Below are 13,141 nucleotides of genomic sequence, written 5' to 3'. Positions count from 1 at the left end.
AAACATCATCAAAACTCCTTAATATAGATTGATTATGACAAACGTCACCGTAAAAGCACTTAATCAACTCCGCGTTGTCGGAATCACCGAAGGTATTTCCTATGTATTCTTGCTGGTCATCGCCATGCCGTTAAAATACATGTTCGATTACCCTATCCTGGTAAAATACACCGGCTGGGCACACGGCATCTTATTTGTCCTTTACATAGCCGCCGTGTTTAAAGTAACCTTCCTGGCGAAATGGTCTTTTGCCAGAACATTCAAATACCTTGTAGCTTCGTTAATCCCACTTGCCACATTTTTTCTTGATAAAGAACTAAAAAATGAAGCAGATTCAATCGCGAAAAACAATTTATCACCGAATACAGTATCTTTGGAAGATATTAAAGTTTAATTTCGCCGAATAGAACTATTATTGCCCATTACTCGTTTTAGTACCAATGTATATTTTATTATTTTTCGTCGGACACTGGTTTCTGTCTCTGTTTTTCCAAACCTTCTTTTTGCACCGTTATGCTTCTCATAAGGTGTTTACCACAAGCAAATTTTTTGAACGCGTTCTATATCTGATGACCTATATATGCCAGGGCTCCTCCTTCCTGAATCCACGGGCGTATGCAACCATGCACCGGGATCATCATGCGTTCAGCGACACCGAAAAAGATCCACATTCCCCGCATTTCTTCAAAGATGTATTTCAACTGATGTGGGCTACAGTATTAACGTTCAAAGATCACGTCAGGATGACTAAGGACAAAACGGCGAGGGGCTCTGCCACTTATCCCGAGTGGCCAATCGTCGACCGAATAGGTTCTTCCATCGCTTCACGATTGATGTTTGGAGCGCTGTATATCGCATTCTACATGGAATTTGCTACTCATTGGTGGATGTATCTTCTTCTACCTATCCACTTCCTGATGGGACCATTACACGGAGCTATTGTGAATTGGTGCGGTCATAAGTACGGATACGCGAATTTTGACAACAATGACCATTCAAAAAACACAACGCCGTTTGACTTTTTAATGTTAGGTGAGCTATTTCAAAATAACCACCATCGCTTTCCCAACAGTCCGAACTTCGGATACCGCTGGTTTGAAGTAGATCCTATCTACCCGATCATCAAGTTTCTGCACTGGACCAGACTCATCCGGTTGCGCAAGGCATAACAAATCAACCAAGATATAACGAATGGCTCCCTCAAAGGAGCCTTTACTATTTTAAAAAATCCCGGTACCACTTCCCCGATGACTTGACTCTGCGTTCCTGCGTCTCAAAATCCACATGAACCAGGCCAAACCGCGGACGATATCCTTCCGCCCATTCAAAGTTATCAGTGAGGGTCCATACGAAGTAGCCTTCTGCAGGACATCCCTCTTCCCGCGCTCGCAGAAGCTCTTGTATACTCGTCCGAATAAATGCAAGCCTTTCCTGGTCATCTACGGTGCCATTCGTAACCGTGTCCGGAAAAGCAGCACCATTCTCCGTGATATAGATCTTTTTAATCTGCTTGTACTGGCTGTACTTTTTGATGACCGGATAAATACCTTCAGGATACACCTCCCACTTCATAGCGGTCAGAGGTACCTTCCTTTTCTCAGCCTTTACAAGCTTAGCATGCAGGTAAGGCGTCAAAAGAGAATATCTGATGACTTCCCGCGTATACGTCTGGATCCCGATAAAGTCAAAATCAAAGGCCATCTTCTCCTCATCTCCCGGAAGCATATACTTACGAATCCCCTTCATCACAGAAACATCTTTATCCGGATAACCCATTCCAAGAACCGGCTCGATGAGCAGTCGGTTGAATAATACATCTGCCCGGTTAGCCGCAGAAACATCCCACGACCGTTGAGAATAAGGTTCAATATGCGAACACGAGAAAGTCGTACCAATCTCAGCATGAGGCTGAGACGCCTTTAATATTCTACCACCGGCGGCCATGCTTAAAACTGCATGATGCACTGCCGGAAAAAAATTTTTGAGTCCGGTCCTCCCTGGAGCATGAACTCCTAAAAAATGACCCGCACCAGTAAAAACCATAGGCTCGTTCATCACCATCCAATGACCGATCCGGTCACCAAAATTCCTCGCACAAATATCCGCATAAGCCGAAAACCACTCAACCACATCCCGGTTGGTCCATCCGCCGAGGTCTTCCAGTGCCTGCGGAAGGTCCCAATGATACAAAGTAGGCCATGGGTCGATGCCGCGTTCCAGACAAGCATCTATCAGCCTGTTATAAAAATCCAGTCCCTTCTGATTTACAGCACCTTTTCCAACGGGCAATATTCTGCTCCAGGCAATCGAAAACCTAAAGTTTGGAATATTGAGAGCCTTTACAATGTCGAGGTCTTTCTCATACAGATTATAGAAATCACAGGCCACCCCGGCATTCTGCCCGCCATGTACCTTGCCTTTCCTGGCTGTGAACGTATCCCAGATGGAAGCACCTTTGCCGTCCGAAGAACAGCTGCCTTCTATTTGAAACGCAGCCGTAGAAACTCCCCATTTAAAATCTTTACCAAATAATTCCTTCTCCAAGCCTCGTTTCTCCGTTTACGATTAAAGAATGGTTGAACGAAATTGGTCGTCAACAGACCATTGTCCGGGTTCTTTGCCGGTATAACTACCAACGACGGCATTTACGATTTCCTGCGTCATATCCGGATAGTGAACCGGAATAATTTCACCTGACTCTATCCAGCTTTGTATGGCAGGAGCATATTTATCTTTAAGGCTCTTGATTACGGGTACGCCCATTTCACGAAGAGCAGCCGCGTTAAGATGCTGTTCATACTGGTTTTTCATAGGAATCACCAATATCTTCTTACCCATGTACAATGCTTCAGCAGGAGTTTCGAACCCCGCACCAGTGAGCACACCGGCAGAACGGGCCATGCTTCTGGTAAACTTTTCATTATCAATTGGCTGTATGGTGATATTCTTCACGGTCAGTTTCTTCTTATTATGCTTGGAAAACACATCCCATTGAATATCCTTAAACGTCGAAAGCTGCCTGATCAGGCGTGCATCATCATAGGCAGGCAAATAAACGGTATAATGGCCATCATCCCTCAGCTCCTGATTTCTAACCTGACTTCTTATTACAGGTGTGTAAATATTTTCATCATAAGATTGAAAGTGGAATCCGTGTCGGGAACTTGCAGGAGCATAATTATTAAGCACCAGATTACCAATCATATCCCGGTGCTCAGGACGCGGAGCGTTGGGGGATAAAACTGCTGCCTGATGGCTAAGAGCGATGCAGGGCTTATTCTTCATATAACAGGCCCATGAAGAAACCGGCTCGAAGTCATTGAGCACTAAATCGTATTTTTCAATAGGCAATGAGTTAATCCCTTTCACCAACCGGCGGAGATTCGCCTTGACAAGCGTCTTCCAAAGATTAACGCCGCCTGATTTTCCGAAAATAAAACTGAGTCCTTTTAGCTCATACTTCACCTCAAAAGGCAAAACAAGGTCGCCTTGTATGCCGCTGACAAGTATGTCAACATCCCCCAGCTGCTGCAGACAAGGGATAACATCCATCGCGCGACTCAAGTGTCCGTTACCGGTACCCTGGATAGCATAAAGTATTTTCATAGAAAAAAGGACCGTATCCTTGCACGAAAATAACGTTCTTTAACGTAAAAGTATATACAAACCGGATTTAATCTCATAGCTGTAACTTTTGATAACGCTAAGTTATGACCGCAATGTAAACTCTATCTGTAGTTTATGTAATGGTTTCATAAAGACTTTGCACTATGAATTCTGTTTATCCAGAGTCAGAGTCTGCTCGATCACCTCCGGAAGTTCATCATGATAATGGCTGACATAGATTAGCGAAGCCTTACTATTTTTGCAAACAACATTTACCACCTGTTTAAAGTGCGCCTGCTGGTGTGCATCCAGCCCCTGGCAAGGCTCATCAAAGATAAGAAGTGGTGGGTTCTTTACCATTGCTCTGGCTAATAAACAAAGACGCTGCTTACTGGCCGAAACATGACGAAACAGCTGAGACTCATCAACATCAACCCCTATTAGTCTCATCCAACGGCGTGCGATCTCCGCGAGCTTATGATTCGACGGCCGGAAAAGGCCAAGGGTATCGTAGAATCCCGACTCAACAACCTGTATACAAGTCATCGCTGATGGAAAATACTGGAACAATTCCGGGGAGACAAAACCTATTTTCTTTTTAATATCCCAAATACTTTCACCGCTTCCTCTCTTCCTGTCGAATAGCAGGATATCGTTTGCATATGCCTGCGGATTATCACCGTTTATTAAGCTTAGCAAAGTCGACTTGCCTGATCCATTGGCTCCCACCAGCGCCCAGCGCTCTCCCTGGCGTATAGTCCAGTTGACATCGTCCAGAATTACAGCATCACCATAGCGGATCTGTACATTATTCATACGCACAATAAACTCAAACGATTCCACCGGCTTTCTCTCGATCAATTCCCTCAGCTCCCCCTCGTCAATTTCGACATGCGAATCCGCTTGGTACTTATCAATTGCGAACTCAGCCCGCGTGCATGCAGTTCGAACCTTCCCCCCACTTAATACAGCAATATGAGTTATCGCATCTGGTATTTCGAGTGGGGATGTAGCCATAATAATCCTGATCCCTGATTGATTGATCTCAGCTATCAAATTATTGAAGTCAGCACGACGCCCCACATCGAGACCCGCCAAGGGATTATCCAGCAATAAAAGAATGGGGTTCTTCAGAAGAGCAGCAGCCAATAGCAAACGTTTGGTTTCACCGTTCGACAATTTTATAATCTGTTCAGCCAACAGGTCCCGTAAATTCAGACGCTCGACAACCCTGTCCATAGTCCAATACGCAGAGTGCCCAACTAAATTTAAGCCGGCCAGGTAAGAGGCAACTGTAGGTGCATCATCGGAGTCGAAGGAGTTGTACCGCTGCTGGTAGTAAAATTCTGTTGTGTTGGAAAGATTCCGGAAACTATGTCGCGAAGAAACGAAAGACACCCCCTTATGCCAATTCACCAATTCTCCGGCTACACCCTGTCTGCTGCCGAAATAGGTATGGTCAATATGCCCTTTACTTACCCCAAGCCTTCCGGCAATTGTCTCAAGCAACGCACTTTTACCCGAGCCGCTCTCACCAATCAGCGCCCAGTTTTCATTCTCACGAATCTCAAAGCTCAGATCTTTAAAAATTACCTGGTTCAGGCTGCGAACGGTGATATTATTAAATGCCAGGATGGTTGTATTCATCTTAAGCTCGCGATTTAAGTTTATTAAGCGAAGGCAGGAAACCGGTTATTACCCCGATCAGCGGAAGAAAAGAACAGATATAAAACACATGCTCAATACTGGTCGCATCCGCCAGCTTACCCATAATCGCAGACCCCAATCCGCCCATTCCAAAGGCAAAACCAAAGAACAAGCCTGATACCATCCCTACATTCCCCGGTAATAACTCCTGAGCATAAACAAGGATAGCAGAGAACGCCGAAGCGATGATCACCCCGATGATCGCCGCCAATACCCCGATCCAAAATAAGCTGGCGAAAGGCAGCATTAATGTAAAAGGAGCAGCGCCCAATATCGAAAACCAGATCACATATTTACGTCCAAAAGCATCGCCCAGCGGACCTCCAATCAGCGTTCCTGCAGCGACAGAGCCCAGAAAAATAAACAAATACATCTGCGATTGCTGAACAGAGACGCCAAACTTTTCAATCAGATAGAAAGTAAAGTAACTGGTCATACTGGCCATATAAAAATACTTCGAGAAAATCAGAATCAGAAGAATACCTACAGATGCCCAAATCTTAAGCTTCGAAAGATTTGGCTGCACGTCCGCCGGATGATTCGTCGCGGCACGCATAATCAAATGACCTTTATACCATTTACCTATCCGAAACAAGATCAGAATAGCCAAAACAGATACCAGCGTAATCCAGAGAATGTTAAACTGTCCGTAAGGAACAATAATCACCGCTGCTAAAAGCGGACCGATAGCACTTCCTGCATTCCCGCCAAGCTGAAAAATGGATTGAGCCAATCCTCTCTTTCCGCCCGACGCAAGATAGGCAACCCGTGATGACTCCGGATGAAAAATGGCTGAGCCCACACCCATGAGGCACACCGCCACAATGATTATCCCAAAGCCCGGCGCCAGAGCAAGTACGATCAAGCCCGCCAACGTAAACATCATACCGATAGCCAGAGAAAACGGTCTGGGCGTACGGTCAGTATAGTAACCAATAAAGGGTTGAAGGATAGATGCGGTAAGCTGAGACGCAAAGGTAATGAGTCCTATCTGCGCAAAAGTTAGGTTGAAGTTTGATTTGAACATCGGGTAGACTGCCGGCACAATCGCCTGCATCAAATCATTTAATAAATGTGTAAAGGCGATAGTGAACAAAACGGGGTATGCCGTCTTGTTCAGAATTTCTTTAGTGGAGGAGCCACCTGACTGTAAAGCTTGTTCTTTCATATTATTCCGCAATACAGTAATACTGTCTGCCTCTCATAAGCCGCAAAAATAAGCAATAAAGAGTTGCTAACAACTATATTACATCAGAGCTTAGCAATCCTTCCAGCTTTCCAATAGTATCCTCAGAGGGCTTCTGAACATAGATTCCCGTAGCCTGACCGGCCCTGACCCCTCTTAGAAACATGTAGACAACACCGCCAAAATCCCGGGAATAATCAAAGTCCGGCAGCCTGGTTTGAAGATATTTTTTAACCGCGAGCGTGTACAAAAGATACTGCAGATGATAATTATTCTCATTCATTGCCAGAGCAATTTGATCCTGACTATAGTCCTCCAGCGTATCTCCCAGATAGTTGGATTTCCAGTCGAGCACATAATATTTCCCTTCATGCTCGAAAAACAAGTCGATCTTCCCATTCATCAGCCCTTCCATAGAGCCCGGAGCATGAACGTCGACTGACATCCCTTCCGAAGACAAAGACCTTAGATGGTAAGGGTTAAACGAAGGTACTGTAAAGTCGAACTCCAGCTCATGGATTCGCTTGGTATAGTTAACACCAGCCAAAGAAAACGCAGCACTATCAAAAGGTATCACCGCATTCATCGCATGGCTCAACAGCGTATGCAACATGGCCGGAAGATCTTCCTGATACCTTGGAGCAAAACGCTTAATCGCCGCATCAATCTTATCATTCCATCTTTCCGAATCCGTAAAATTGATCGTCTCGAATAAAAAGTGAAGCATGTTTCCTGTATTGGCACCCCTTTGCAGCTGATTGAAAATAAACTCCTCGTAACCACTGTGCTTCCTGTAAACATACTTGGCCGAACGCTCGTGCTGAACATTCAGCCTGCTGTAACTCATCCGCGTCCAGTTTTGCTGCACAAGCTTGAAATCAACCTCCCCTTCAGGAACGAACGGCTTCCAGGCCTGAGCACCTTTTCTAAACGAGTAATCTTCCGGAATTTCCAATCCTTCTTCCAAGGCAATAAGCGATTGATCAGCATTCTTAAGAACCTGAGTGAACGTCTCCAAAGTCGAGTTCCTCCTACCGGTATTTTTATAAATGAAACATTTATATACCCCCCGGGTAATGGTAACGTAAAGCAGGCGTCGGTTTTCCTGTTCTTCCTGTGCGCTGATCAGCACCATATCCGTGTCGGTCAGCTCCCTTTTCACCGCCGAAACATACTTCTTCAGTTCCGGATGCTTAAAGCTGAATATCTCCCGCTTCTCGAAAAAGGTAAAATCCAGATAAGGAGCCAGGACAATATTATATTCCAGTCCCTTACTCTTATGAATGGTCACAATCTTCACCGCCTCTTCGTCGCTCTCAACCCGCTGCAGATACTCATCCCCCTCGGTCTCCATTCCGTCAATCCCACGCTTTAACCAACTCAGGAGTTCCTGGGGATTGAGTATTTTGGACGACTGCACCTTATGAAACAACTCCACCAATTGATAGAGGTTCGTGATAATTCGCTCGCCATTTTCCACCTGCCCCTCAAGCAAGTTTTGTTGAACCTTAAAATCTGAAATAAAGTCCATCAAAGCATTATAGATCCCATTTTTCTCCCAGGTCGACTTGTACAGACCGAACCTTTCCGTTGCCTGCTCTTCATTCAAAAGCAAAACATCCTCGATGGACAAGCCTGTAAGCGGAGAAAGTAAGGCGCGGTTAATGGTCGATAAGGAGATATTGAGCATCGCGTCGAGAATATAAAGCAGCTCTACCGCCTCTTCGGTTTTCAGCACCTTCGTATCACCTATGGTCACCGCAGGGATATTGTATTTAGACAAGATCCGCTTAATAGCCTGGCCCTCCGAGTTCTTACGAACCAAAATACCAATATCCGATGGTCTTACCGGCCGCTCCTTACCGTTCTTTAATATAGAATACGTTTCGTCATCCAGCAAGGCCATCACCTGCGCAGCAACTCCCTCTGAAATCGCATCCTTATTGGGCTTCCCGATGATGCTCATCGGAATATCAGCCAAGCCATTTTTAAGTAGCTCGCCCTTCGTGTTATTGACAGGAGACTCCACCTGAATATAGTCAATGCTATCTGCTGCTCCCTGGAAGTAAAACGTATCAAAGCCTTCCACTGGCTGAAAGAACAAGTTCATTGAAGCAATAAATCCGGCAGAAGAACGGTAATTCGTATTCATCGAATAACGCTGTCCTGCTTGACGGAAAGCCTCGAAATAAGTCTCGATATCCGCCTTCCTCCATGCATATATCGACTGCTTCGGGTCGCCTATATAGAAAAGAATGGTATCCTCACCAAAGGCCTTCTGAAAAATGGCGTATTGCAGATCGTCCGTATCCTGAAACTCATCAATGAAAACAGCCTTATACTTTTCCCTCAAACCTACGACCAGCTGATACTGATCTCGAACGACAAGAGCCTCATGCAGGTTCACGATCATGTCATCAAAAGACATCTGATTGCTCTGCATCTTATACTCCCTGATACCGCGGGAAATTTGCCCTATGGCCATGCAGTTGAACCGACTGATCACTTTGTAAACTTCCCCGTTCCATTTCTCCGCAGCGTCGTCGCATTCGTCATGCCTTTCAAGCAAGTCCGGAAAGAGCTTTTGAATATAGCCCGTCGACTTTTTACTCACGATGGCGCTTAACAAAGCTTCAGAATCGCCGAAATGAGCCTGTAGACTTTTTTTAGCATAGGAGTTTCCCATCGCCAGCTGCTGAATCTCTTCAGCCCGCTCATCGAGATGTTCCACCAAACACTGCCGCAGATCATCTTCCGTAGCCTTCAGCTGCCTCAGCATCTGAAGTATCTCTTTGTGATCATCCTCGCAATACGAATATTCCTCATCCTCCCTGAAGGACATATAATGCTTCCCTCCCAGGTGTTCCCTCACCACGTTCAATATACTGGCGCGACTTAGACCCGCGCCGATCAGGTACTCCAGCAGCTCTGATGGCAAAGTCGTCACCTCTTTTCTCCAGAACTTGTTAACTTCATCCTGCAAAACGGCACTCGTATCCTGAAGCGTCTCCGCTCCGAAAAGTTGCTTGGTTTCAAAAGCAAACTGCGTCAGTGTTTGCTGACAAAAACTGTGGATCGTCAGTACAGACGTTTCATCCAGAAAAAGCACGGCATCGCGGAGCAGACTTTCAACATGCTCCACGCCCAGATTCTCCATGGCCTCGTCAACCAGTTGCATGATGGTACCATCGGCAATCTCTTCCCCCTGCACGTATTTGTAGGCTGTACGAACAAACAATCGGATACGTTCCTCCAATTCCGCCACAGCGGCCTTCGTAAAGGTCACCATCAAAACCTCTTTTACCAGCAGCTGCTTCTCCAGAATTAAGCGGAGCATCAGAATAGCAATCGAATAAGTTTTTCCTGTACCCGCACTGGCTTCAATCAGATTACTACCTTGGAGAGGAACCCGACTCGCATTAAAATCTTTGAACTTCTCAGTCACTGCCATCGTTAAAAATAAGTTGGAAACACCTGGGTTAAAGGAACCAGTATCCTTTCTGTATTCTGCACAAACGCGTTAAACGCATCCTCCCCGTAGAAAAATCCTTTCTCAAACTCCTTCAATGCATAAGTATCAGAACTCGGAAACATAGCATCCGCAAACTTTTTCTTCACCACCGTATTAAACTTTTCCCGGGGCAGCTGAATAAACTCGGCTGGTGCGACATTTAAGTCCGGATAGAAAGCGAGAATCTGTGAATGACCCATCTTATACAAATTCACCAGATCAGACAACCTTTCCAAAGCATCCGCCTGACCAATTGCTGCACCTTCATAGACCTGACCTTTCACCGCAGATACAAAAAACAACGAAAGTTCCTCACCCGCAGCACGGGCAAACAGATACTGAATGTAAGCATCAATCAGATACTTCATCTCATGCTTTGACCAGGAAACGTAAACCAGCATATCACCATACACCTGGTCGAGATTTCCCTTTAAAAGCACGTCACCAACCGACAACTCCAGCGATACACTTCTCAAACACGCTTCCCCAATACAATTCTTGAACAAAGACCTTACCGGCATAACCTCTTTCTCGAGCTGACCTAAACTAATCTCCGCCATGCTTTTCAATGGCAATCCACCAGTCTTCAACAATTTATTTCTTCGCTCAGCAATATCACCTTCATCCGCTCGAAGCAAGTCTTGCTTCAGTTGCCACTGCTGCAGCTTATCCAGCTCGAACAATTCCGTCTCATCCATAAGCACCTTATCCACATGGTAATAGATGCCCAGCACATCATTGTAATACCCCTTTATCGGATTCTTGAAAAACGAAACGAGAGAGCGGAGAGATATTTCAGATAGTTCAGAAACTTTATGTTGCTTTGCCTCAGCTGCCAGCGACATAGCAGAACCAGCCTGCGTGATGTAGTTAAACAATCGATCATCACCGCCCTGATACTTCTGACTAAATCCGTGAAGCGGATGATGGGTGATCAAACTATCCTTCACCGAACCTTTTTCCACGGTTCCCGACTCCATATAGTCAATCAGCTCATCAATTAACGCCGAAGGCGGAAGTGCGGTACTATCCCGCGCACTCTGTCCGATGTAACTGATGTAAAAATATTTATTCGCCGACAAGATGGTTTCCAGAAACAGATGTTTGTCGTTTTCCTTCACATTCCGGTCGCCTCTCTTCCGGTCTTTCTCCAGCAAATTGAAGCTCACCGGATTCTCCTTTCGGGGAAACTTATCAAAATCAAGTCCCAGCAAAGCAACCACCTTGAAGGGAATACTTCGCATCGGGATCAAGGAACAGAAAGTAATTCCGCCCTGTACAAATGCCCCGGCACGGGTAGAACCCGAGATCGTCTGCAGGAATTTATAGCTAAAAACATCATATCTGATCACCTCATTTACCATAGGCGTCAGCAGATTATATTTGTTCAACTCGGCGAGCAGCAGTTCATAATCTTCTTCAGTACCCTCTTCCGGATCCCACACGAGGTTTTCCAGAACAGTCTGCGTGTACTGTACCCATCCGGCAATACTTCTCGCCTGCTTTCGCTGCTTCACAGCATCCATGAGCACTTCTATGAAGTGGCAAAAACGGATGATCTCATAAGAAGCAGAGCCTTCAATGCTATCTACTGGATAAAAACCATCTTCTCCGGCGCCGTACTCTTCAGTTCCAAGCATGGAAATGCCATACATCAGGCGCTGCACCCCATACCGCCAGCTTACATAGACCGTATCATCAGCAACATCCCCCTCCATTCCGAAACGGATATTTGCTTTCGCCACCGCAGAGCGGATCAGCTGCAGATCGGTGATCCCGAAGCGCTTCCTGATATAGCTTGAATCCAGGAGCTGAAGCACCTCCTCAGCACCGAAATTATCCTCACTGATCGAGAACAACGAATGGAGCGCATTACTTATGGTGTCCGTGTTCGTAAAATTCTCATCCGCTATGGTATACTGGAATTTATAAGGTACATTATTAAACACCGCCTTGATATAGGAGGCGTAGGCATCGATATCACTCACCATCACGACTATATCCCGTGGAGAGAGTTCTTCCTTCCGCTTGTCGATCAGATGCACCAGATAGTTGTACAAGACCTCCACCTCCCTGGCCGGAGTAAAACAAGAGCTGATGGTAACCGAACCATCACTAAGATCCTCCGGATAGATCTCGTTTCGATCATCCCCTACCAGATTATAAAAAATATCATGCTGTATCTTACCCAGAAGCGTATTCGGAACCGGTTCCTCAAAGTCGGCCTCGTCGTAGACATTCAGCATCTCATCGTTTTGAAAAAACAGATGAAAAGTATTTTGAATGACCCTACCCCAGCTGGTCAGCAGAGGGTTTCCTATCGCCGTTTCATCAGGCTCCGCAAAGCCTTTTTTCTTCATCCAGGCCAACTGCTTTTCGCTCTTGTCTTCAAACCAGTAAACCGCAGGAGCGGGATTGAGTATGTGGAATGAGAAATCAACGTGACGAGCAATTTCATAGAATAGAGTCAGGTGATAACCCGTGGTGATCGACAGGCCAAACACATGAATAGCCGGCATATACGCACGGAGCAAGTCAATGTTCTCACCCTTCCGCAGAGTGTCCAGAATGTAGGCCCCCACAAGGGTCTTATCCGGCAACTGCATAGCCGAAAGCACCCGTGCCTTCACCCATAGATATTGCTGCCAGTTTGCCACACCTTCTTTAAAATTCGAAGCATTCCACTGCATGATCATTTCCGGACGGTAGATCTGGTACTGATCGAAAAGATCCGCCAGCTTATCAGCCAAACCCATCCGCTTCAGATTGCTATCGGCCCCAGTATGCTTGTAATAGCCGGATACTTCCGGATATCGCTTTACAAAATCTTCATCATCCAGCAAGTGGTACAAAAGCCAGGAAGTATTTTCTGCAGATAGTGTCGTACCCGAACCTTTGCCACCCAGAATATAATAGATCTGATTGATCAGATCACTCGGTTTATAGAACTGATAGTTGGCTGCAATGCCCATGTTCTCAGCAAGAGAGAGCTTCAGCCAGTTGTTCATACCATCTGTCTGTGTGACGATAGTGTACGGTTGAAATACCCCTGATCGTTGCTGCTGCAATTCGAAACAAAGGCTCTCAGCAAGCTTCGTTAAGGAGTTAGATACCTTTAAAAACAATCCCAT

At 45.7% G+C, this 13,141-nt stretch carries 8 protein-coding genes; 2 read left to right on the top strand and 6 right to left on the bottom strand.

Annotated features, from left to right (window positions below):
- Window positions 1–34: 34 nt before the first annotated feature.
- A complete protein-coding gene (locus B0I27_RS16380) occupies window positions 35–394 on the top strand; it encodes a DUF3817 domain-containing protein (protein ID WP_106295357.1) in 360 nt (119 codons plus the stop codon).
- A gap of 46 nt (window positions 395–440) precedes the next feature.
- On the top strand, window positions 441–1,169 hold the full coding sequence (locus tag B0I27_RS16375; RefSeq protein WP_106295355.1) for an acyl-CoA desaturase: 729 nt from the start codon (window positions 441–443) through the stop codon (window positions 1,167–1,169).
- Between the two features lie 46 nt (window positions 1,170–1,215).
- Here B0I27_RS16375 and B0I27_RS16370 read toward each other — a convergent pair whose 3' ends face one another.
- From B0I27_RS16370 to recC, 6 genes are all read right to left on the bottom strand, one after another.
- Window positions 1,216–2,544 (bottom strand): GH1 family beta-glucosidase, encoded by a 1,329-nt coding sequence (locus tag B0I27_RS16370; protein ID WP_106295353.1) that lies wholly within the window; start codon window positions 2,542–2,544, stop codon window positions 1,216–1,218.
- Between the two features lie 21 nt (window positions 2,545–2,565).
- A complete protein-coding gene (locus B0I27_RS16365; protein WP_106295351.1) occupies window positions 2,566–3,606 on the bottom strand; it encodes a glycosyltransferase family protein in 1,041 nt (346 codons plus the stop codon).
- A gap of 162 nt (window positions 3,607–3,768) precedes the next feature.
- Complete coding sequence (locus B0I27_RS16360; protein ID WP_106295349.1) at window positions 3,769–5,253, bottom strand: ATP-binding cassette domain-containing protein; 1,485 nt, start codon at window positions 5,251–5,253, stop codon at window positions 3,769–3,771.
- 1 nt (window position 5,254) lies between these two features.
- The gene (locus tag B0I27_RS16355) at window positions 5,255–6,481 is read right to left on the bottom strand and encodes an MFS transporter (protein WP_106295347.1); all 1,227 of its coding nucleotides are present in this window, start codon (window positions 6,479–6,481) and stop codon (window positions 5,255–5,257) included.
- A gap of 73 nt (window positions 6,482–6,554) precedes the next feature.
- Window positions 6,555–9,950 carry an exodeoxyribonuclease V subunit beta gene (gene recB / locus B0I27_RS16350; RefSeq protein ID WP_106295345.1) on the bottom strand — a complete coding sequence of 1,132 codons (3,396 nt, stop codon included), beginning with the start codon at window positions 9,948–9,950 and terminating at the stop codon, window positions 6,555–6,557.
- A gap of 2 nt (window positions 9,951–9,952) precedes the next feature.
- Complete coding sequence (gene recC / locus B0I27_RS16345) at window positions 9,953–13,141, bottom strand: exodeoxyribonuclease V subunit gamma (RefSeq protein ID WP_106295343.1); 3,189 nt, start codon at window positions 13,139–13,141, stop codon at window positions 9,953–9,955.

This window comes from Arcticibacter pallidicorallinus (genome assembly GCF_003002875.1).
Taxonomy (GTDB): domain Bacteria; phylum Bacteroidota; class Bacteroidia; order Sphingobacteriales; family Sphingobacteriaceae; genus Arcticibacter; species Arcticibacter pallidicorallinus.
The sequence above is the reverse complement of the archived record's forward strand: the minus strand, read 5'-3'. Positions and strand labels throughout refer to the sequence as shown.

Bases quoted from the DNA above. Each gene is read 5' to 3' on its own strand.
- B0I27_RS16380 (WP_106295357.1), top strand. From the start codon at position 35: ATGACAAACGTCACCGTAAAAGCACTTAATCAACTCCGCGTTGTCGGA.
- B0I27_RS16375 (WP_106295355.1), top strand. From the start codon at position 441: ATGTATATTTTATTATTTTTCGTCGGACACTGGTTTCTGTCTCTGTTT.
- B0I27_RS16365 (WP_106295351.1), bottom strand. From the start codon at position 3,606: ATGAAAATACTTTATGCTATCCAGGGTACCGGTAACGGACACTTGAGT.
- B0I27_RS16360 (WP_106295349.1), bottom strand. From the start codon at position 5,253: ATGAATACAACCATCCTGGCATTTAATAATATCACCGTTCGCAGCCTG.
- B0I27_RS16355 (WP_106295347.1), bottom strand. From the start codon at position 6,481: ATGAAAGAACAAGCTTTACAGTCAGGTGGCTCCTCCACTAAAGAAATT.
- recB (WP_106295345.1), bottom strand. From the start codon at position 9,950: ATGGCAGTGACTGAGAAGTTCAAAGATTTTAATGCGAGTCGGGTTCCT.
- recC (WP_106295343.1), bottom strand. From the start codon at position 13,141: ATGGGATTGTTTTTAAAGGTATCTAACTCCTTAACGAAGCTTGCTGAG.